The following is a 21,354-nucleotide window of genomic DNA, read 5'->3' on the forward strand; positions in this document are numbered from 1 at the left end:
ACGCCTCCACCTCCTTGCGACGAAGCCGCTTGCGCAGCACCGGCTGCTCGGCCGCGTCCACCCCGTGCAGTTGAAAGATATGCTTCGACGTATCCATTCCGATGCGGATACTCTGGCTCACGGACGGCCCCCTCGTTTGAGATCTTCACCGACCTCATTCTGGCACAGCGATGCCGTAGGGGGCCGTCCACACCATCACGTCCTGTCTCTCTTGAGCCACCACCGCCGGGCGTATGGATTCCGGGCTCGCGGATCTGATGGTCCGCGCCCCGGAATGACGGACCTCTCAGGATACGAGCCCTGCCGATCGCCTCACCCCTTGCCGCGCGCCTTGCCGGCGCGGGCCGTGAAGCGGGCCATGGCGGCGAGCGTCTCGTCCGAGACGTGGTGCTCGATGCCCTCGCTGTCGCGCCGCGCCGTCGCGGCGCTGACGCCGAGCGCGCACAGGAACGTCTCGACGACGTGGTGGCGGGTGCGGGCGCGCTCCGCCATCGCCTCGCCGACGGTGGTGAGGAACACGCCGCGATAGGGGCGCTGCTGCACGAGGCCCTCCTCGGCGAGCCGCTTCAGCATCTTGGCGACGGTCGGCTGGGCGACACCGAGGCGCGCCGCGATGTCGACCTGGCGGGCCTCGCCGGCGCTGCCGATCAGCTCGGCGATCAGCTCGACATAGTCCTCGGCCAGCTCGGCACGGCGGGCGTCGCGGGCCTGCCGGAAGCCTTCGGCGGCGGCGTCCGGCGATCCGGCCGCGGCCGGCCGTGCCTCCGTCGGCCGTGTTCCGGTCGGCGATTTCTCCGCCGTCCGTGCACCGGACGCCGTTCCCCGGCCCGCCGGCCGCGCCGGGGTTGCTGGGCCGGTCGGCCGTTCCGGGGAGAGGCGTCGTCTCGTCGTCATGGCGCCGTGGTTCGAATTCGCCGTCGTTCGGATGTCGTCCGGCCGGGCCACCAGAAGCCGGCCGTTCGGACGCGCAGGATTTCCGGCCACCCGCGCCCGCGATGGCGGGATGGGACCCTTGACGAAATAGCAACACACCCGATTTATAGCAACGGCTATAACTACCGGCGAACACGAAGGCCGGCATGGTGACCGACATCCGCGGACTGGACACTCGAGGCAAGGCGGTCGAGCAGGGCTCGGACCGCACGACCGAGGCGATTCGCGACGCGCTGGCGGGGCGGCGGCACGGCCGCTTCACCTTCCTGCTGTTCGCCGGGCCGGCCGTGATTTCGTCGATCGCCTACATGGACCCCGGCAATTTCGCCACCAACATCCAGGCCGGCGCCAAGTACGGCTATACGCTGCTGTGGGTCGTGCTGCTCGCCAACCTGGTCGCCATGGTGTTCCAGGGCCTGTCGGCCAAGCTCGGCATCGTCACCAACCGCAACCTCGCCGAGATCTCGCGCGACCACCTGCCGAAGCCGGTCGTGTGGGGCATGTGGATCACCGGCGAGATCGCCGCGATGGCGACCGACCTCGCCGAGTTCCTGGGCGGCGCCATCGGCTTCTCGCTCCTCCTCGGCATCCCGCTCCTCGCCGGCATGGCGATCACGGCGGTGATCACCTACGGCATCCTGCTGTTCGAGCGCGGCGGCTTCCGCGTCATGGAGCTGATCATCGGTGCCATGGTGGCGATCATCGGGCTGTGTTACCTGGTCGAGGTGTTCATCGCGCCGATCTCGTGGACGGGAGCGCTCGCCGGCCTGGTGACGCCGAGCATCCCGTCCGCCGAGGCGCTGACCATCGCGGTGGGCATCATCGGCGCGACCGTGATGCCGCACGCCATCTATCTGCATTCCGGCCTGACCCAGGCCCGCGCCCCGGCCCGTGACGAGCGTGAGCGCCGCGCCCTGTTGCGCTGGTCGAACCGCGAGGTGGTGATCGCGCTGGCCATCGCCGGGCTCGTCAACATGGCCATGGTGATGATGGCCTCGGCCGCCTTCCATCTCGGCCACAGCGACGTCGGCGAGATCGAGACGGCCTACAAGACGCTCACCCCGCTGCTGGGGGCGGGCGCCGCGGCCGTGTTCCTGGTCTCGCTGATCGCCTCCGGCGTCTCGTCCTCGGTGGTCGGCACCATGGCGGGCCAGCTCATCATGCAGGGTTTCGTCGGCTTCAACATCCCGCTGCTGGTGCGCCGCCTCGTCACCATGGTCCCGGCCTTCGTGGTGGTGTGGCTCGGCGTCGACGCGACCAGCGCGCTGGTGATGAGCCAGGTGGTGCTGAGCTTCGCGCTGCCGGTGCCGATGATCGCGCTCGTCTGGTTCACGGGGCGCAAGTCGATCATGGGGGGCTACGCCAACGGCCCGCTCCTCCAGGCCGTCGCCGTCCTGGGCGCCGTGGTGGTGTCGCTCCTCAACGTCGTGCTGCTGGCGCAGACCTTCGGCCTGATGAACGGCTGGCTGCCGGGGTGAGGTTACGCCCGTGCGCGGCCGCGGCGTAAACCCTCTCCCGTGGGGAGAGGGTCGGGCGCGAGCGAAGCTCGCGACCGGGGTGGGGCGTATGCGTCGGTGATAGACCTCGGCACCCCCTCACCCGGACTTCGCGCCTGCGGCGCGAAGTCCGACCTCTCCCCGCAGGGGAGAGGTGAAGAGATGCAGCGCCATCACATCCCCAGATAGAACTTCCTGATCAGCTCGTTGTCGGCGAGCTCGGCGGCCGAGCGGCCCTCGAAGGCGATGTGGCCGTGGACGATGACGTAGCCGCGGTCGGCGATGCGCAGCGCCTGGGTGAAGTTCTGCTCGGCCATCAGCACGGTAAGCCCCCAGCGCTCCTTCAGCTCCTGGATCTTGTCGATCGTGCGGGCGACCAGCACGGGCGCGAGCCCCACCGAGGGCTCGTCGACCAGCAGGAGCTTCGGGGCGAGCATCAGGGCGCGGCCGAGCGCCAGCATCTGCTGCTCGCCGCCCGACATCGAGCCGGCGAGCTGGCGGCGGCGCTCGGCGAGCCGCGGGAACGCCTCGTAGCAGAAGGCGAGGTTGTCCTTCATGGCGCTGCGCGCCGTCGGCCGGAAGGCGCCGAGCAGCAGGTTCTCCTCGACCGAGAGGCGCGGGAACAGGCGCCGCCCCTCCGGCACCAGGGCGATGCCGAGATCGACGATCTCGACCGTCGACAGGCCGCCGAGATCGTGCGTGACGCCGTCGATCGTCACGCTGATGCGACCCTTGGTCGGCCGCAGCAGGCCCATGATGCACTTGATCACGGTGCTCTTGCCGTTGCCGTTGGTGCCGAGCAGCACCACGGTCTCGCCGGGGTTCACGTCGAGCGAGACGTCCTCCAGCACCCGCACGGCGCCGTAACCGGCGTCGATCCCCTCGATCCTGATGCTACTGGCCAAGATACGCCCTCTCGACCTCGGGATGGCGCACCACCTCGGCGGGCGCGCCGTCGGCGATCTTCTTGCCCGACACCAGCACGACGAGCCGCTGCGAGAACTGCATCACGGCGCGCATGATGTGCTCGATCAGCACCACCGTGATGCCGGCCTCGTTGAGGCGGATCAGCAATGCGACGATCTCGTCGACCTCGGAGTTGGAGAGGCCCGCCATCGCCTCGTCGGCGATCAGCAGCCGCGGCTCGGCGGCGAGCGCGCGGGCGAGCTCGAGCTTGCGCATGTCGACCTGGGTGAGATCGCGCGGCATGTGCCGGGCGCGGTCGGCGAGCCCCATCTGCCCCAGCACCTCGGCGATGCGGTCGGCGATCTCGGGCTCCGAGAGCCGCCGCCCGCGCCGGCTCTCGGCGGCCCAGACCAGCGGCACCCTGATGTTCTCGGCGATGGTGAGGCTCGCGAACGGACGCGGGAGCTGGAACGAGCGGGCGATCCCGCGTCGCGTGCGCTGGTGCGGGCCGAGGCCGGCGAGATCGCGGCCCTCGAACCGCACCGTGCCGGTCTCGTGCACGAGCGTGCCGGACAGGCAGTTCACCAGCGTGCTCTTGCCCGAGCCGTTCGGGCCGATCAGGCCGACCCGCTCGCCGGCCGCGACCGTGAGATCGACGCCGTCGAGCGCGATGAAGCCCCCGAAACGCTTGCCGACGCCGTCGACCTGGAGCAGCGGCATCGTCATGGCGCGGCCCCCTTGCGGTCGCGGCCGAAAAGCTTGCGCCACAGCCCGACGATGCCGTTCGGCGCGACGATCACGAAGCCGACCAGCAGGAGGCCGACGATCAGCAGGTTGACGGCCGAGGAGATCGTCACGGTGGCGATCTGCTGCAGCGAGCCGAGCAGCACGGCGCCGATCAGCGGTCCCACCCAGGTCGTGGTGCCGCCGATCATCGGCATCGCGATGGCGTTGACGGCGTAGGGCAGGCCGAAGGCCGAGGCGGGCTCGACATAGCCGATGTAATAAGGAAACGGCGCGCCGGCCATGCCCATGAAGGCGCCCGAGATCGTGGTGGCGATCAGCTTGAGACGCAGCGTCGGCACGCCGTTCGCCTCCGCGGCGAGCTCGTCGTCGCGGATCGCGGCGAAGCCGAGGCCGAGGCGCGACCGCTCGATCGCCCGCGCCGTGGCGATCGCGAGCACGGCGAGGGCGAGCATCACCAGCACCAGATAGTCGATGTAGCTCAGCCCCGGGATCGGTCCGGCCACTGGCTTGATGATGTAGGCGCCGCGCGAGCCGCCGACATAGTGCCAGTTGACCACGACGGTCTGCAGCACGACCGCGAGCGCGAGCGTCGCGATCGAGAAGAAGGCGCCGCGCAGCCGCAGCGTCAGCCAGCCCATGGCGAGGCCGAGCAGCCCGCACAGCACCGCGGCGACGACGATCAGCACCGGCACCGGCAGCGGCAACGCCTTGTGGAAGAACACCGACGTGTAGGCGCCGACCGCGAAGAACGCGGCCGAGCCGAAGTTCACGTAGCCCGTGTAGCCGCCGAGAATGTTCCAGGCGGTGGCGAGCACGACGAACTGCAGCACCGTGTAACCGGCGAACATCAGATAGTCGCTGCGCAGCGCAAGCGCGACGCCATAGAGCGCCGCCGCGACCACGATGCTGATCAGGACGAAGACCGTGTTACGCAAGGCAGGAACCGCAGCGTGAAACGTGGAACGCCATGCTCACCGTCCGAACAGGCCGGCGGGACGCACCGCGAGGGTGATCAGGAGGAGCCCGAAGGCGACCGCCGGGGCCCAGGACGGCCCGTAGAAGGTCGCGGTCAGGCTCTCGACGACGCCGAGCAGCATGGCGCCGATCAGCGTGCCGGGCAGGCTGCCGAGCCCGCCGAGCACGCAGATGGCGAACACCCGCCCGATATACTCGCGCCCGATCGACGGCTCGATCGGCTGGATGACGATCAGGAAGGCGCCCGCGAGTGCGCAGGTGGCGATCGACACCGCGAAGGCGACGCGGCGGATCCGGATCGGATCGGCGCCCATCAGCTGCAGGGCGAGCTGATCCTGTGCCACCGCCATCACGGCGCGGCCGATGAAGGTGCGGGTCAACAGGAGCTGCAGCACGGCGAGCATCAGCAGCGAGACGAGGCAGGGGACCAGCATGCGCAACGGGATCTGGACGAGGCCGAGATCGAGCGAGCGGTCGACATAGGCGGCGTTGACGTAGCGGTAGTCGACCCCGAAGCCGAGAATGAGCGCTACCTCGGTGATGAACAGCAGCCCGAAGAAGAAGGCGAGGCCGCGCAGTGAATCCTGGCCGCGCTTCTCGAAGGAGAGGAAATAGACCTGATAGATCGCGGCGCCGAGCGCATAGAACAGCGGCAGCGCCAGCACGCCGACGACGATCGGATCGAGGCCGAAGGCCGTGTTGGCCATGTAGGCGACATAGGAGCCGAGAATGATGAAGGCCGGATGGGCGATGTTGACGATGTCGAGAATGCCGAACGAGATCGAGATGCCGACCGTCACGGCGGCGTAGAAGCCACCGAGCAGCAGGCCGGCGATCAGCGCGTTCAGCACCAGGTCGAGCTCGAGCATGTGCGGGGTCCGACGGCTCCGGCGCGGCGACGATATCCGGCGACACGGCGCGTGGGCGCCGCGACCGAGGGCGGTGGTGCAATGTCGAGACGAAACGAACGGCTCGGCGCCGAAACGGTGCCGCGCTTTCCTCTCCCCGACGGTTCCTCTCTGGCTCCGGCGTTCGTGCGCCGGAGCTCGTTCTGTTGGCCGTCAGTGTGCAGGACGGCGTGCCGCTTGGCTAGAGACTTTTCATGCAGAGTGGGCAGAGGTGGGCAGCCGGTCTCGCGTGGCTATGCTGCCGCCTGCTGCCGTGCGCTCGCCGGGATGGGCAGCGGCGGATTGCTGCTCTGCAGCGTCTCGACGGTCAGGAACACCATCTCGCTCTCGCCGATGTTCTCGAGGTCGTGCACCTTGAACTCGCCCGGCCCGTAGGTCTCGTGCCGCGTCTCGCCCGGCTGGTAGGTGTACTCCACCGTGGTGCCGTCCATCAGATGCTGGCGGCCGTGGCACGCCGTCACGGCGGTCCAGAAATAGTCGAGAACGTGGCGATGGAAGCCGATGCGCTCGCCGGGCGCGAGGCGGATCATCCACACCCGCACCTTGTCGGTCTCCGACACGAGCGTGTGGCCGACGCAGCCGTTCGGCGCCTTCGCCTCGCGCTCGAACTCCTGGCGGATCGCCGCCGGCCAAGCCGAGGTATCGACGGCGGCGGCGGTCTTGTCCAGCATGGTCATTGCATTCATCGGGGGTCCTCCGGATGATGCACACGATATAACAACGATGCCGGGAGGAGAAAGTGGGCGGACCAGCGAACGGACGGGCGCGACGCGCGATCGTGATCGGCGGCTCGATGAGCGGGCTTCTGGTCGGGCTTCTGCTGCACCGGCGTGGCTGGGACGTCGACATCTACGAGCGGGTCGCCACCGCGTTGTCGGGCCGCGGCGCCGGCATCGTGGCGCAGGACGATCTCATCGCCCGCCTGCGGGCGCTCGGGCTCGACACCACGGCGCTCGGGGTCGAGATCACGACCCGCCAGATTCTGGAGCGCGATGGCAGCGTCTCCGACCGCATGGAGTGCCGGCAGACGCTGACCGCCTGGGAGCGGCTGTGGCGGCTCCTGCGCGACGCCTTCCCGGCAGCGCATTACCACGGTGGGCGCGGTCTCGCCGGGATCGAGCAGTCCGGCACCGGCGTCGTGGCGCGCTTCGCCGATGGCGGAAGCGCGCACGCCGATCTGCTGGTGGGCGCCGACGGCATTCGGTCCACGGTGCGACACGCCTGCGACGCTTCGGTCGGTCCGCAATATGCCGGCTACGTCGCCTGGCGCAGTCTGATCGCCGAGGGCGATTTCGCCCCGGCCGCCCACGCCGCGCTGTTCGAGAGAATGACGTTCTGCCTGCCGCCGGGCGAGCAGTTTCTGGGGTATCCGGTGGCCGGCCCGGACGACGATCTGCGCGCCGGTCACCGGCGCTACAACATCGTCTGGTACCGCCCCGCCGACGAGACGGGCCGGCTGCGCGATCTGCTCACCGACGAGACCGGCACCACGCATGCGATCTCGATCCCGCCGCCGTTGATCCGCCGTGCGGCGATCGACGATCTGATGGCCGACGCGCGGCGCCTGCTCGCCCCGCAGCTCGCCGATCTCGCCGCGCTGATGGAGGATCCGATCCTGCAGCCGATCTACGATCTGGAGGCGAAGCGGCTCGCCTTCGGCCGCATCGCCATCGTCGGCGACGCCGCCTGCGTGGCGCGGCCGCATGTCGCGGCGGGCGTCGCCAAGGCGGCCGACGACGCCGCCGCGCTGGTCGATGCGATCGCCGAGGCCGCCGACGTGCCGGCGGCGATCCGCGCCTTCGAGGCGGAACGGCTGCCCGTCAACCGCCGCATCGTCGAGCGCGCCCGCCATCTCGGCGCCTATCTGCAAGCGAGCCAATCGGCCGAGGACGAGGCCCGCTCGCGCCGCCACGGCATCCCGCGCGCCGTGATGGAAGAGACCGCGGTGCTGGACTTCTTGCACGAGGCGTGAGGAGTTGCCTTTCACCTCTCCCCAGCGGGAAGAGGTCGGGGTTCGCACCGAAGGTGCGAAGTCCGGGGGAGGGGGCGCCGAGCCATCCAACCGGCGCTGTAAACCCTCACCCCGATCGCGAGCGATGCTCGCGATCGACCCTCTCCCTTACGGAGAGGGTGAGAACCGGCGTCCGTGAAATGGCGCGCACCGCACCGTCGGAGCTGATCAGATCTCCAACAGCCGCTTCGCCGTGCCGCCGCAGATCTTCGCCACCGTCGTCTCGTCGAGACCGGACGAGACGATGTGCTCGACCGGCTCGTACTCGGCCATGTCGTAAGGGTAGTCGGTGCCGAGAATCACGTGGTCCGGCCCGAACACCTCGACCAGGGCGCGGAGCTGATGCGGCGTGAAGACGACCGAGTCGACGTAGATCTTCTTCAGGTAACTGGTCGGCGGGTTGGGCAGCGTGCCGTGGGTGTCGGCGCGCGCCCCCCAGGCATGGTCGATGCGACCCGAATAGGCGGCCAGGTATCCGCCACCGTGAACGGCGACGATCTTGAGGTTCGGGTGCCGCTCGAGCACGCCGTCGAAGATCAGGTAGTGCAGCGCCATCGTCGTCTCGAGCGGATTGCCGATGACGTTGTTGAAGTAGAAGCGGGTGAGGCGATCGCCCTCGGTGAAGCCGTTGGGATGCAGCAGCACCACGGCGCCGAGCTCTTCCGCCTTCTTCCAGAACGGCGCGAAGGCGGGGTCGGACAGCTCCTTGCCGGCCACGTTGGTGAGGATCTGCACGCCCTTGTGCCCGAGCTTGCCCATGCAATGCTCGAGCTCCTTCGCGGCCTCCTCGCCGTCGGACAGCGGCACGGTGCCGAACACCAGATAACGATCCGGGTTCCTGGCCGCGTATTCGGACAGCCCCTCGTTGACCATCCGGGACGCCGGCACGGCGATGTCGAGCGGCACCGTGTAGTAGCACTGCGGCGGCGGGCACATGATCACCTGGAGATCGAGTCCCATCGCGTCGAGATCGGCGAGCCGCTCCGCCACGCCGGTCATCTGGGCGGTGCGCTCGGCGTCCTGCTTCTGGTTGAGCGCCTTGGTCTCGGGCGTCGAAAAATGCGCGAGCGGGATGGTCGACCAGTCGAGATGCGGCTTCGCGAGCTCCATGGCGCGCGGCACCGCGACGTGCGAATGGATGTCGATCGTGATGCTCTGCGGCCGGACTTCGCGGCCGGGCCGGCCCTGCGGGCGCGCGGCGGTGGGACCGTAGCGGTTCCAGTCGTTCGCCATGCGGCGTTTCCTTCTTCCGTGCTGGTTGCGTCTCGGGTGGGATCGAAACCAGACAGGGCGGGGCGGAAGCTGCCCGATGCGGAGGATGACCCGTGAGGACCGGGCTCGCCGAACCGCCTGCCGGGGCCGTCTCGCGCCGTGCCCCCGCCGTTGCGGCGGGTCGCGCGGCGCGACGGCCCGCACTCTGTATAGAAGGCAATGTCACGCGCCACAATCGGCGTATCACGGTCGGCGCGTGACCGCGGGCGCGTCGCCGTCTACTCGACGTCCAAGAGATCGACCTCGAAGACGAGCGTGGCGTTCGGCGGGATCTTCGGCGGCGCGCCTTCGGGTCCGTAGCCGAGCTCGGGCGGGATGGTCAGCTTGCGCTTGCCGCCGACCTTCATGCCGGCGACGCCCTGGTCCCAGCCCTTGATCACCTGGCCGGATCCGAGCGCGAAGGTGAAGGGCGCGCGGCCAATCGAGGTGTCGAAGGTCGTCCCGTTGGTCAGCTTGCCGGTGTAGTTCACCCGCACGCGACGGCCGGCCCGCGCCTCCGCTCCGGTGCCGACTTTCAGATCCTGGATCTCGAGTCCGGCCGCAGGGCCGCCGGCCGGCGCGGCGGCGGTCTCGGGCGACGGACTGTCGAAGCCGCTGGCGCAGGCGGCGAGCAGAAGACCGGTCCCGAGGACGAGAGCGATGCGGATACGCGACATGACGAAACCCTCCCCGCCGCGACGATGCGGCGTGCGGGCGCACGCTACACCGGAAGCCCCGGACGGGGAAAGGCGGCGCGGGGAAGCGAGCGCCTGGCACCTCTCCCCGCTGCGCGGGGAGAGGGGAGGTCATCACCGCGGCTTCACGCCGGCGTCGCGGGGGCGCACGCCCTCGACCGGGCTGGTCACGGCCGTCACGGCGGGCTCGGCCGCCGTCGTGTCGCCCGCCGCCGCGGGGATGAACGGCACCAGCAGCCAGGCCTCCTTGCCGCCGCCGATGTGCAGCGTCGTGGTGCCGCCGTAAACGTCGGCGGGGCGGTCGTCCGGGTCGTCGTGCAGGAACGGGCCGCAGCCGGTCAGCTCGTTCTTGAAGTTGGACAGCCTGCCGCCGCTGCCGCCCGGGTACACGTAATCCTTGCCGCGTACCGTGAGCGCGAGCCGGTGGCCGGCCGGCACCACGATCGAGGTCGGCCAGATCTCGATGTCGAGGGCGACGGCCTCGCCGGGCGACAGCGGCTGCTCCTCGTCGTGCGTGTGATAGGGTCGCCACGGCGTCGAGAGCGTCTTGTCGAGCTTGCGGTGCGAGGCGCGCAGCCAACCCTGCGCCACCGGCGCGTGCGGATCGATGGCGCCCTGGAACGTCACCTCCTTCATGTCGGGCGAGAACACCCGCACGACCAGGAACAGGTCGGCGTCCGTGGTGGAGGAGGAGACGACCAGCCGCGCCGCCATCGGGCCGGTGATCTCAGCCTCCTGCGGGAACGGCGCGGACAGAAACGTCACGCCATCGCCGAGCGCGTCGAAGCTCACCTTCGTCTCACGGCCCGCGGGCTCGCGCCCGAGCGTCAGGGCGGCGGGGTCGAGATGCAGCTTCGTCCACTGCGTGCGGGCGAGCGGCCATTCGGATTCGCCCCGCGGCACGAACCTGTCGACGTGCCGCACCTGGAGGAAGACGCGCGGCTGGTCGCGCCAGCCGTTGTCCTTGCCGTGCAGAAAGTGATCGAAGAACTTGAGCTGCAGCTCGCGACCGTAGTCGGTGTAGAAATGCGTCCAGTGCTCGATGCCGTGCACCTCGAGCCACTTGTTCTCGGAGGCGGCGCGCATGAAGCCCTCGAAATTGCCGCGCGGATGAAGCGGCTGGCCGCCCCAGTTGGCAGCCGAGAGCAGCGGCACCGTCACCTTGTCCCACGCGGCCGAGCGGGTCTTGTGCCAGTCGTCGTTCAGCGGATGGGCGGCGATGTCGCCGCCGAAGTCGCGGCGGTTGCGGGCGAGCTCGGCGTCGCTCAGTTCCGCGACGCCGCACACCGGCTCGCCGGTGACGCGGCTCTTGGCGCCGCGCGGGCCGAGCCCGTACTGCACGGTCTTCACCTGCATGTCGTACCAGTTCTTGGCGAAGGTGCAGAGGATGCCGCCGTGATAACAGAGGTCGCGGTAGAAGTCGGCGAAGCCTTCCCAGGTGCAGATGGCGGCGAGATGCGGCGGCTGCAGGCCGGCGACCTGCCACTGGTTGGTGGCGTAGTAGGAGATGCCGGAGAGGCCGATCTTGCCGTTCGACCACGGCTGCGCCGCGGCCCATTCGATGCAGTCGTGAAAGTCCTTCGCCTCGCGCGGCGACCACGGATCGACGACGCCCTCGGAGCAGCCGCAGCCGCGTGAATCGACGCGCACGCAGACATAGTCGTGCGGCACCCACTTCTCCGGGTCGACCACCTCCCAGCTCTGATAGAGGTTCGACGATCCGGCCGTGACGTCCGGATGCTTCTCGGCCATCCGGTTCCAGGCACTCGGATAGCCTTCCTGGAACGCGAGCCCCTTGGCGTAGGGGCCGTAACTCATGATCACCGGATAGCGGCCGGGCTTCGTCGGCGCGAAGACGTCGGCGCGCAGCACCACGCCGTCGTCCATGGTGATCGGCACGTTCCAGTCGATCCGCATCCCGTCGCGGGTCTCCGAGCGCGGGACGATCGTCGCGCTCGCCGCACCGCCTGCGTTCTTCGCCGAGGTGTCGGTCGTCGAGTCCATGGCGTCTCTCCCTGATTGTTCTGATCGCGGGCGCTTTCTGAAACGAGGTCCGTCGATCGGCATATTGTTTGCGAGGTCGTCTCTTCTCCGTCGTTCCAATCGTGGTGAGGCGCGGCCACTCTTTCCGGCCTCTCACCTCATGGTGAGGAGCGGCCGCAAGGCCGCGTCTCGAACCATGAGGCCCCAGTCGCCGCTCCGGGCCACCCTCGCCCTTCGAGACGGCCGCTTCGCGGCCTCCTCAGGGTGAGGGCGGAGTGAGCCGGTGCGTCGGCTTGAGTCGGCGCCTCGCCGATTCACCCCTTCCGCCGCGGCGTGCCGGCGGCTTTCCGCGATCCCTTCGCCGCGCCCTTGCGCCGCGTCACGCCGGCCATGCGCTCCAGCACGGTGCAGACGGCGCCGGTGTCCTGCAGGCCGAGGCCCATCGAGCGGGCGGCGGCGTAGACGGGGCCGGTGGCGCTGAAGGTCGGGGTCGGCACGCCGAGATCCTCGGCGAACGCGCCGATCACGTCCATGTCCTTGCGCCACACCTCGATCTTCATCGTGGGCGGCTCGTATCTGTCGGCCACCATCAAGGGCGCGCGCATCTCGAACATGCGCGACGTGCCGGCGCCGGCGCTGATCACCTCGACCACCTGCTTCGGGTCGAGGCCGGCCTTCATGCCGAGCACCATCGCCTCGGCGCTGGCGACGTTGTGGACCGCCACCAAGAGGTTGGCGATGTACTTCATGCGGCTGCCGTTGCCGAACACGCCGAGGTCGTAGACGACGCGCGAAAAGCCCTCCAGCACGGGCCGCATCGCCTTGATGGCCTTGCTCTCGCCGGAGGCGAGCACGACCAGGTCCTTGACCGCGGCCTGTGCGCCGGTGCCGCTCATCGGCGTGTCGAGCAGCGTGTGGCCGGCCTTCTTCAGCGCCGCCTCGGCGGTGATCTTGTCCGCCAACGTGAAGGTCGACGCCTCCGCGATGATCTTCGGCGCGAGCTTCGCCGCGGCGATCTGATCGACCACGGCGCGCAGCGCCTTGGCGCTCGGCAGGCTGGTGATCAGGAAGGGCGCCGCGGCCGCGGCGGCGGCGATGTCGGGGGCGATCGTCACGCCGGCTCGCGCCATGGCCCGTCGGCGCGCCGGATCGATGTCGTAGCCGGTCACGCGAAACCCCGCCTGGACGAGGTTCTTGGCGAACGCCCCGCCCATGATGCCGAGCCCGATAATGCCGACCGAGCCCTTGGATCGCGCCGCCATGGTTCTCTCCCCCGTGCCGGGCGTCGACAGCGGCGACGCCGGATCTCGTTTTGTCTTCCCGTGACGCTAGCCGGTCGGGAGCGCGGGTTTCAAGGGACCTGTCCATGCGTTCGACGATCGCCTATCCTGCCCGGCGCACAGGGCGCCGGCAGGTGTCGATACTCTGTATAAAAAAGCCGGGGCGCCCGATCCGTGCCGCCCGGACCGGCATCGCCGCGACGCCTGCTTCAGGGAGAGCCCCCGTGACGAGACTCTATTCCTTCTGGCGGTCGCTCGCGACCTATCGGGTGCGCATCGCGCTGGCCCTCAAGGGGGTGGTGCCGGACGAGATCGTGGTCGTCGACCTGACGACGGGCGACCAGCACGGCGACGCCTTCGATGCCGTGAATCCCATGCATGCGCTGCCGACCTTCGTGGACGGCGACGGGCCGCCGCTCGTCCAATCGCTCGCGATCATCGAGTATCTCGACGAGACGCGGCCCGAGCCGCCGTTGCTGCCCGCCGATCCGCGCGGGCGGGCCCGGGTCCGCAGCCTCGCCCTGATGGTCGCGGCGGATTCGCATCCACTGATGGTGCCGCGGGTGCGCGAGTATCTCGAGCACGCGCTCGGCGTAGCGGAGCCGGCGCGCGCCGCCTGGTGCCGGCACTGGATCGCCACCGCGCTCGCCGCGCTGGAGCGGCGTCTCTCGACGGAGCCCGAGACGGGCCGATTCTGCCACGGCGACACGGTGTCGCTCGCCGACATCTGCCTGGTCAGCCAGGTCGCCGGCGCCGGCTTCTTCGGCGTCGACACCGCGCCCTATCCGACGGTGCGGCGGATCGCCGAAGCGTGCAGTGCGATCGACGCCTTCGCGTCTGCACACCCGCTCAAGCAGCCGGGCGCGCCGGCGACGGTCTAGGTCTCTTCATAGACGGCTCTTCATACGAACCGACCGATCGGACGGATCGGACGTTCGGCCGGCGTTGCGTTTCCGAGGGGGAGCGTATGCCGGAACGTGGCTTCTGCCGCCGGACTCGCCTGTCTAGACTCGCGGCCCGTCGCTCTGAACGCCGCGGCCGATCCGCCCTTCGGCCGCGCGTTCACGATCGTCCCTCCGGATCGCGTCGCGATCCTGTCCTGTCGCCACGGATGCCCGCATGCGCCCCAGGATTTTCGTCACCCAGCCGATCGCGCAAGATGCCGTCGACAAGATGCGCACCGTCGCCGACGTCGAGGTTCACCCCGACGCGACGGCGCCCATCGCCAAGGCGACGATGATCGAGGGTGTGAAGCGCGCCGACGTGCTGGTCTGCCTGATGCACGACACGGTCGACGCCGACGTGATCGCGGCGAATCCCAATCTCAAGGGCATCGCCTGGATGGGAATCCACCCCCAGCTCATCGACATCGCGGCGATGGAGCGCCGCGGCATCCCGCTCACCAACATCCCGCCGATGGTGAGCGAGGCGACGGCCGACATGGCGATGGCGCTGATCCTCGCCTGCGCGCGCCGCGTGCTGGAGGGTGATCGGCTGGTGCGCGCCGGCATCTATCCGGGCGGCCAGTCGAACTATCTGGCCGGCCTCGGCGTCACCGGCAAGACCATCGGCCTGATCGGGGGCGGCGGCCGCATCGGCCGGCTGGTGGCGAAACGCTGCCGCGGCTTCGACATGCGCGTTCTCTATTCGACGCCCCGCCGCAAGCCGGAGGCCGAGGAGCGCGAGTGGGGGCTCACCTACGCGTCCGTCGACGATCTCCTGAAGCAATCCGACATCGTCTCGGTGCACTCGCCGCTGCGCGACGACACCTATCATTCGATCGGCGCGCGCGAGTTCGCGCTGATGAAGCCGACCGCCTATTTCGTCAACACGTCGCGCGGCCCGATCGTCGACGAGCCGGCCCTGATGGCGGCGCTGCAGAACGGAACCATCGCGGGCGCCGGGCTCGACGTGTTCGAGCACGAGCCGCTGGTGCCGGCCGAGCTGCTCGCGATGAGCAACGTCGTGCTGACCCCGCATCTCGGCAGCGCGGTGGCGGACCTGCGCGCCGCGATGGCCCACATCGTCGCGGAGAACGCCGTCGCGCTGGCGACCGGCGCGACCCCGCCGAACCTGTTCGATTTCGCCGGACCGACGACCTGATCACGTCCGCCCGCTGTCCGACCCGGTCGCCGACCGGGAGCCCGTTCGAACCCGCCACGCCGGAGCGCCACCGGAGCGACCCATGAGCAAGTTCAAGATCGTCGTCACCGACAGCCCGTTCCCCTCGCTCGATCCCGCCAAGGAAGCGCTGGCCCGCCTCGATCCGCTGGTGGTCCAGGCGAAGAGCCCGTCGGCCGAGGACATCCTCGCCGAGGCACGCGACGCCGACGGCATCCTCGTCACCTACGCCAAGCTGCCGGGCGAGCTGCTGCGCGAGTGCAAGAAGCTCAAGGTGATCGGCCGCTTCGGCCTCGGCGTCGACAACATCGACGTTCCGGCCGCCAAGGAACTCGGCATCGTCGTCACCTATGTGCCGGACTACTGCCTGCACGAGGTCTCCGACCACGCCATGGCCCTGCTCCTCGCGATCGCGCGGAAGATCCCGCTGGCCGACCGCTCGGTTCACGGCGGCGAGTGGAAGATGCCGGTCGTCGTGCCGCTGCGCCGCTTCAACACGATGACGCTCGGCCTGATCGGCTTCGGCGGCATCCCGCGCAACCTCGCGCCGAAGGCGCAGGCCTTCGGCTTCAAGGTGATCGCGTCGGACCCGTATCTGCCGCAGGACGTGTTCGACAAGGCCGGCGTCGAGAGCGTGTCGCTCGACGAGCTCTACGCCCGTTCGGATCTGATCTCGGTGCACGCGCCGCTGCTGCCGGCGACCCGCGGGCTCGTCAACGACGAAGCCTTCGCCAAGATGAAGCCGGGCGTGATGATCGTGAACACGGCGCGCGGGCCGCTGATCGACGAAGCGGCGCTGGTCCGGGCGCTCGACTCCGGCAAGGTCGCGGCCGCCGGCCTCGACGTCGTCACGGTCGAGCCGCTGCCGAAGGACTCAGCCCTGATCGGCCGGCCCAACGTGGTGCTGACGCCGCACACCGGCTTCTACTCGGTCGAGGCGCTGCTCGAGCTGGAGACGAAGTGCGCGAGCGACGTCGCCCGCGTGCTGTCCGGCGAGAAGCCGGTGTATCCGGTGAAGATGTAGGCGCCGACGGCGGCCCGGCACGACCCGTAGCCCGGATGGAGCGTCAGCGACATCCGGGGACGGCGTCCCCGCATTTCGCTTCGCTCGATACGGGCGACGAGGCAGGGCGGTGCTCCGGCGCTCAATCCGCCGTCCAGCCGCCGTCGAGCACCAGGGCGGCGCCGGTCATCAACGACGAGGCGTCGGAGGCGAGATAGAGAATCGCGCCCGTCACCTCGTCGAGCCGGCCGATGCGGCCGAGCTTGATCTTGGCCGTCACCTCGTCGCGGAACGCCTTGTTCTCGAAGAACGGCCTGGTCATCGGCGTCTCCAGGAACGTCGGGCCGATCGAGTTGACCCGCACGTTGTGGGGCGCGAGCTCGATCGCCATCGCCTTGGTGAAGCCCTCCATGGCGTGCTTCGAGGCGCAGTAGACGGTGCGGCGCGCCGCGCCGACATGGCCCATCTGCGACGAGATGTTGATGATCGAGCCGGGGCGCTTCTCCGCCACGAGCCGCAGGCCGACGGCGCGCGCCATGAAGAACGCCGCCCGTACGTTCAGTCCGAAGATCGCGTCGAAGTCGGCGACCGTCACGTCGGGTAGCAGGGCCGGGCGGTTCATGCCGGCATTGTTGACGAGGATCTCGTAAGGCGCGCGCGCCGCGAGCGTCGTCTCGACCGCGTCGAGGTCCGTCACGTCGAGCACGAGCGCTTCGGCCTGATGGCCGCGCGCCCGGATCGCCGCGGCCGCGGCTTCGATCTCGGCTCCGCTGCGCGCCGCGAGCGTCACCTGCGCGCCGGCCTCGGCCAGCACGGACCCGGCGGCGAGCCCGATGCCGCGCCCGCCGCCGGTGACCAGCGCCCGCTTGCCGTCGACCCGGAACGAGGGGGCGGAGGTGAGTTCGATCTGAGTCATGCTGAAAGTCGCTCGCGAGAGGGCACAGCCACCTCTCCCCGCCGGGGAGAGGTGACCGCCAGGCGCAGTTCGAGGACGATCACGACGGCCGCTCTACTCCGCCGCTTCGCCGTAGGGCACGTTGCGGTGGCCGAAGCGGCGGACGCGGACGTTCGCCTGTTCGGCGTGCGCGACGAAACCCTCCAGCATGCACAGGCGCGAGGCGTATTCGCCGATCAGGCCGGAGGCCTGGTCGGTGAGCACCTTCTGATACGTGCAGGTCTTGATGAACTTGCCGACCCACAGGCCGCCGGTGTAGCGCGCCGCCTTCTTGGTCGGCAGCGTGTGGTTGGTGCCGATCACCTTGTCGCCGTAAGCGACGTTGGTGCGCTCGCCGAGGAACAGCGAGCCGTAGTTGCGCATGTTGTTCAGGAAGAAGTCGGGATCGCGCGTCATCACCTGCACGTGCTCGGAGGCGATGCGGTCGGCTTCCTTCACCATCTCCTCGTAGGAGTCGCAGACGATTACCTCGCCGTAGTCCTCCCACGCCTTGCCGGCGAGCTCGGCGGTCGGCAGAATCGTCAGAATTCGCTCGACCTCGCTCATCGTGTCGCGCGCGAGCTTCTCGGAGTTGGTGATCAGCACGGCCGGCGAGGTGGGCCCGTGCTCGGCCTGGCCCAAGAGATCGGTCGCGCAGATCTCGCCGTCGACCGTCTCGTCGGCGATGATCAGCGTCTCGGTCGGGCCTGCCAGCAGGTCGATGCCGACCCGGCCGAAGAGCTGGCGCTTCGCCTCCGCCACATAGGCATTGCCGGGGCCGACGATCATGTCGACCGGCGCGATCGTCTCGGTGCCGAGCGCCATCGCGGCGACGGCCTGCACCCCGCCGAGCACGTAGATCTCGTCGGCGCCGCCGAAATGCATGGCCGCGACGATCGCCGGATGCGGCCCGCCCTTGAACGGCGGCGCGCAGGCGATGATGCGCTTCACGCCCGCCACTTTCGCCGTGACGATCGACATGTGGGCGGAGGCGACCATCGGATAGCGGCCGCCCGGCACGTAGCAGCCGATGCTCTCCACCGGGATGTGGCGGTGGCCGAGGATGACGCCGGGCAGCGTCTCGACCTCGAGGTCGAGCATGGTGTCGCGCTGCTTCTTCGCGAAGTTGCGCACCTGGTCCTGGGCGAAGCGGATGTCGTCGAGGTCGCGCTTCGACACCTCGCCGATGGCGCGCTCGATCTCCTCGGGGGTCAGCTTGAAGCTCGTGGGCGACCATTTGTCGAACTTGTCCGAGAGGTCGCGCACCGCCGCGTCGCGGCGCGCCTCGACGTCGGCGAGTATGCCCTCGACGGTCTTGCGGACCTGGTCGTCCGCCGCCCTGACCGCGCTCGCATCCATGCCGCGCTTGAGATACCGGGCCATGCTTGGCTCCCTCGATGGCCGTCATGGCCGGGCTTGTCCCGGCCATCCACGACCTGATCACGCTGGAAAGAACGTGGATGCCCGCGACCAGCGCGGTCATGACGAGCGGTGCCGTGTGGCGCGGCGCTACTTGATCGCCTGCGGATTGATCGGCGAGCCGGTGCCGCCCGTGATGATCAGGGGCGGGCCGCAGAAGAAGAACTCGTAGATGCCGTCGTCGGCGCAGTCGGCGGCCAGATCCTTCAGGTAGAAGATCTCGCCCATGCACAGGCCCATGGCCGGGATCACCACCCAGTGCCACGGCTGGTTCGCCTCGTCGGTCTCGTTCGGTCGCACCTCGACGCCCCACGTGTCGGAGCAGATCGCCGCGATCTGGTGCTCTTGGCACCAGTAGCAGTTCTCGAACTTGACGCCAGGCGCGTCGCCACCGGCGTAGCCGCCCCACTGGCCTTCCTTCAGGCAGCGCTCCATCTGGCCGGTGCGGATGATCACGAAGTCGCCCTTGCGCACCTCGACGTTCTGGGCGCGGGCGCACTTGTTCAGCTCGTCGTTGGAGATGCCTTCCCCGTCGGCGAGCCAGTCGACGCCGCGGAAGCGGGCGATGTCGAGTAGCACGCCGCGGCCGACCATCTTGTTGCGCGAATGCTCGATGCCGAGCACGCCGAGGCCGCGCGAATCGATCAGCTTGGCGTCGTGGCCGTTGTAGGCCTTGTCCTCGTAGAAGACGTGGCCGAGCGCATCCCAGTGGGTGGCGCCCTGGACGCAGAGATTCAGCGTGTCGTCGGCGTAGCGGATCTTGTTCCAGTCCTGCTGGCCGGCCACCGCGTCGGTGCCGGTCGCCAGCATCTGGTGAATCGGGTTGAAGCGGCCACCGAACAGGCCGGTCTGCGGGCCGTTGCGGTCGAGCGGGATGCCGAGTGCGAAGGTCTTGCCGCTGCGGATCAGCGACGCGGCGGCGACGATGTCCTGCGGCGTCACGTGGTTGAGGGTGCCGATCTGGTCGTCCTTGCCCCAGCGCCCCCAGTTGGAGAGCTTTTTCGACGCTTCGGCGATCGCCTGCTTGTTGACCGTGATGTTCATCGTGCTCCGTCCGTCCTTGGTGTCCTCCCGACGGCGGTCTCACTTCGCGATAAGGTGATTTGGCGCCGTCTCGCCCGTACGGGCACTCCCGGGAAGGAACCGCGAGTGTGGCGCGTCCGGGGAGCTTCGTCTACCGAGCCCTGCGGCCGGGTTGCGCGCCCGCCCGGTCAGCCATGCGTCGGGGGAGGGGGCCGGTCATACAAAGTGTGTGAGCGGGCCGCTGCTGCGGCGGCTCGTGCGTGTCTGCCGATCCTCGCCTCACACTCCGCTCATCCCCACCTTCGCGGGGACGAGCGGAAGCCGCGTAGCCAGGGTGCATACAATAGAGCCGCTAATCCTTGCCTCGGTTGGTGAAGCGGGCGTTGCCGAGGCCGGTGCCGATGGTGAACACGCCCCAGTGCGCGACGTCCTGCATGAAGGGCGTCTGGCTCAGGCCCTGCACCACGGCGTCGTTGTGCATCAGGATCGCGGTCTCGTGGTCGCCGATCTTCGGAATCTCCTTGTGCAGCGCAGCAGGGAGATTGAACTTCGGGCTCTCCCAGTTGCCGGGCAGGTTCTGGGCGCCGCGGTCGATGGCGCCGTCCTCCTCGATCATGCCCGGGCAGCCGATGCCGATGAAAGGCGCGAGCCGCAGCCCGTCCTTGTCGGCCCGGTTGATCAGCCGCTTCAGCATGTCGATCAGCCGGTCGACCGCCTCGGTGCGGCCGAGCTTCTCGTCGCCGTGGCGCCACAGCTCGAAGCGATCGACCGTCGCCTTGGACAGATCGGCCGCCTTCTTGAGGTTCGGTTTGACGACGCCGGCCCGGATGTTGGTGCCGCCGATGTCGACGGCGAGGATGGCGTCGTGACCTTCGAAGATCCAGGTGGGCGCGAGGTGGAGGGTGCCGATCAGCCCGGCCTCGTCGGGGTCGTGGCGGATCATGTCGAAGTCGATCTTGATCTTCTCCGCCTTTAAGAGCACGGCGGTGCGGCCGATGGCGAGCTCGCCGACCCGACTGTTGCGGAAGCCGCCGCCGACCACGATGCGCTCGGTGTCGCGCCAGGCCTTCACCTTGAGGAAGCGCCGCGTCACCGTGGCGAGCTCCTGGGCGAACTCCTCGATCGCCGAATGCACGATGCCGGCGGCCTCCGGGTCGCCGGCGGTCAAGAGATCGTCGAGCGCCTTCTTGCTCAGCTTGTCGCTCGGCTCGTCGCCGAACGGATCCTCGCCCAGGTCGCGCAGCGGCTTGCGCCAGCGCTCGACGATGGTCCGGAAGGCACGCCGGCTGGCGCGGTCGCCGAGGAAGCCGTCGTCGTCGGTGATCTCCAGATTGTAGCTGTCGAGAACGACGCTCGGCAGCTGGTCGGCACCGTGCGGGGCGATGCGGTGCGGCTCCGCCGCCGGGCGGGGCTTCGTCGTGGTGTCGGGCATGGGGGTGGTCTTCGTCCCTGCGCGCCTCCCGCCGGCGAACGGGGGTCGTGCGCCGCAGCGGAGCCTCCCGACAACCGGGGATGCGGCGAAAGGTTTCATGCGGTGGCGGGGCGCCTCCTGAACCTCTCCCCGTGTGCGGGGAGAGGTCGACATTCGCGCGTCGAGCGCGAATGTCGGGTGAGGGGGCGTCGCCGCGAGTCTGAGCTTTACGGAAGCGCCCCCTCATCCGACTCGCCG

Annotated in this window: 19 protein-coding genes and 1 pseudogene; 5 read left to right on the forward strand and 15 right to left on the reverse strand. The window is 69.3% G+C overall.

The genetic code is table 11. The features are described 5' to 3' along the window. Both CCR97_RS32455 and mntR read right to left on the reverse strand, forming a co-directional pair. Positions 1-121: pseudogene (locus CCR97_RS32455) on the reverse strand (IS110 family transposase); the annotation flags it as partial. Positions 122-312: 191 nt separating this feature from the next. Further along, positions 313-894: a manganese-binding transcriptional regulator MntR gene (mntR, locus tag CCR97_RS30525; protein ID WP_111360434.1), complete on the reverse strand. Its 582-nt coding sequence runs from the start codon at positions 892-894 to the stop codon at positions 313-315. Between the two features lie 185 nt (positions 895-1,079). Here mntR and CCR97_RS30530 point away from each other — a divergent pair, with 185 nt between their 5' ends. Further along, positions 1,080-2,411 carry an Nramp family divalent metal transporter gene (locus tag CCR97_RS30530; RefSeq protein WP_111360433.1) on the forward strand — a complete coding sequence of 444 codons (1,332 nt, stop codon included), beginning with the start codon at positions 1,080-1,082 and terminating at the stop codon, positions 2,409-2,411. 191 nt (positions 2,412-2,602) lie between these two features. On the opposite strand, the gene CCR97_RS30535 is transcribed toward CCR97_RS30530, so the two are convergent. The 5 genes from CCR97_RS30535 to CCR97_RS30555 all read right to left on the reverse strand — a co-directional run bounded on the left by CCR97_RS30535 (position 2,603) and on the right by CCR97_RS30555 (position 6,651). Continuing rightward, complete coding sequence (locus tag CCR97_RS30535; protein WP_111359480.1) at positions 2,603-3,334, reverse strand: ABC transporter ATP-binding protein; 732 nt, start codon at positions 3,332-3,334, stop codon at positions 2,603-2,605. Beyond that, positions 3,324-4,061, reverse strand: a complete 738-nt coding sequence (locus CCR97_RS30540; RefSeq protein ID WP_111359481.1) for an ABC transporter ATP-binding protein — start codon at positions 4,059-4,061, stop codon at positions 3,324-3,326. Before CCR97_RS30540 ends, CCR97_RS30535 begins: the two co-directional genes overlap by 11 nt. Further along, positions 4,058-5,017: a branched-chain amino acid ABC transporter permease gene (locus CCR97_RS30545; protein WP_201160208.1), complete on the reverse strand. Its 960-nt coding sequence runs from the start codon at positions 5,015-5,017 to the stop codon at positions 4,058-4,060. Before CCR97_RS30545 ends, CCR97_RS30540 begins: the two co-directional genes overlap by 4 nt. A gap of 36 nt (positions 5,018-5,053) precedes the next feature. Then, complete coding sequence (locus tag CCR97_RS30550) at positions 5,054-5,926, reverse strand: branched-chain amino acid ABC transporter permease (protein ID WP_111359482.1); 873 nt, start codon at positions 5,924-5,926, stop codon at positions 5,054-5,056. A 272-nt stretch (positions 5,927-6,198) separates the two neighbouring features. Further along, positions 6,199-6,651: a cupin domain-containing protein gene (locus CCR97_RS30555; RefSeq protein WP_338049164.1), complete on the reverse strand. Its 453-nt coding sequence runs from the start codon at positions 6,649-6,651 to the stop codon at positions 6,199-6,201. Positions 6,652-6,704: 53 nt separating this feature from the next. Here CCR97_RS30555 and CCR97_RS30560 point away from each other — a divergent pair, with 53 nt between their 5' ends. Continuing rightward, positions 6,705-7,937, forward strand: a complete 1,233-nt coding sequence (locus CCR97_RS30560) for an FAD binding domain-containing protein (protein ID WP_245429127.1) — start codon at positions 6,705-6,707, stop codon at positions 7,935-7,937. Positions 7,938-8,144: 207 nt separating this feature from the next. On the opposite strand, the gene CCR97_RS30565 is transcribed toward CCR97_RS30560, so the two are convergent. The 4 genes from CCR97_RS30565 to CCR97_RS30580 all read right to left on the reverse strand — a co-directional run bounded on the left by CCR97_RS30565 (position 8,145) and on the right by CCR97_RS30580 (position 13,167). Next, a complete protein-coding gene (locus tag CCR97_RS30565) occupies positions 8,145-9,209 on the reverse strand; it encodes an amidohydrolase family protein (RefSeq protein WP_111360692.1) in 1,065 nt (354 codons plus the stop codon). 257 nt (positions 9,210-9,466) lie between these two features. Beyond that, entirely contained in the window at positions 9,467-9,904 is a 438-nt protein-coding gene (locus tag CCR97_RS30570; RefSeq protein ID WP_111357822.1) for an FKBP-type peptidyl-prolyl cis-trans isomerase, read from the reverse strand. Positions 9,905-10,036: 132 nt separating this feature from the next. Then, entirely contained in the window at positions 10,037-11,926 is a 1,890-nt protein-coding gene (locus tag CCR97_RS30575; protein WP_244670766.1) for a CocE/NonD family hydrolase, read from the reverse strand. A gap of 293 nt (positions 11,927-12,219) precedes the next feature. Further along, complete coding sequence (locus CCR97_RS30580; protein ID WP_111357823.1) at positions 12,220-13,167, reverse strand: NAD(P)-dependent oxidoreductase; 948 nt, start codon at positions 13,165-13,167, stop codon at positions 12,220-12,222. A gap of 242 nt (positions 13,168-13,409) precedes the next feature. Here CCR97_RS30580 and maiA point away from each other — a divergent pair, with 242 nt between their 5' ends. The 3 genes from maiA (at position 13,410) to CCR97_RS30595 (ending at position 16,330) form a co-directional block, all read left to right on the forward strand. Next, positions 13,410-14,066 carry a maleylacetoacetate isomerase gene (gene maiA / locus CCR97_RS30585; RefSeq protein ID WP_245428914.1) on the forward strand — a complete coding sequence of 219 codons (657 nt, stop codon included), beginning with the start codon at positions 13,410-13,412 and terminating at the stop codon, positions 14,064-14,066. 238 nt (positions 14,067-14,304) lie between these two features. Next, a complete protein-coding gene (locus CCR97_RS30590; protein ID WP_111357825.1) occupies positions 14,305-15,288 on the forward strand; it encodes a 2-hydroxyacid dehydrogenase in 984 nt (327 codons plus the stop codon). Positions 15,289-15,370: 82 nt separating this feature from the next. Next, the gene (locus CCR97_RS30595; RefSeq protein WP_111357826.1) at positions 15,371-16,330 is read left to right on the forward strand and encodes a C-terminal binding protein; all 960 of its coding nucleotides are present in this window, start codon (positions 15,371-15,373) and stop codon (positions 16,328-16,330) included. Positions 16,331-16,451: 121 nt separating this feature from the next. On the opposite strand, the gene CCR97_RS30600 is transcribed toward CCR97_RS30595, so the two are convergent. The 4 genes from CCR97_RS30600 to CCR97_RS30615 all read right to left on the reverse strand — a co-directional run bounded on the left by CCR97_RS30600 (position 16,452) and on the right by CCR97_RS30615 (position 21,117). Beyond that, entirely contained in the window at positions 16,452-17,225 is a 774-nt protein-coding gene (locus CCR97_RS30600; RefSeq protein WP_111357827.1) for an SDR family NAD(P)-dependent oxidoreductase, read from the reverse strand. A gap of 93 nt (positions 17,226-17,318) precedes the next feature. Next, a complete protein-coding gene (gene hisD, locus CCR97_RS30605) occupies positions 17,319-18,626 on the reverse strand; it encodes a histidinol dehydrogenase (protein WP_111357828.1) in 1,308 nt (435 codons plus the stop codon). Between the two features lie 126 nt (positions 18,627-18,752). Next, a complete protein-coding gene (locus tag CCR97_RS30610) occupies positions 18,753-19,706 on the reverse strand; it encodes a cyclase family protein (protein ID WP_207199638.1) in 954 nt (317 codons plus the stop codon). Positions 19,707-20,037: 331 nt separating this feature from the next. Beyond that, positions 20,038-21,117, reverse strand: coding sequence for an ROK family protein (locus CCR97_RS30615; protein WP_111357829.1), 1,080 nt, complete (start codon positions 21,115-21,117; stop codon positions 20,038-20,040). Between the last annotated feature and the right edge of the window lie 237 nt (positions 21,118-21,354).

This window comes from Rhodoplanes elegans (assembly GCF_016653355.1).
GTDB classification, from domain to species: Bacteria; Pseudomonadota; Alphaproteobacteria; order Rhizobiales; family Xanthobacteraceae; genus Rhodoplanes; species Rhodoplanes elegans.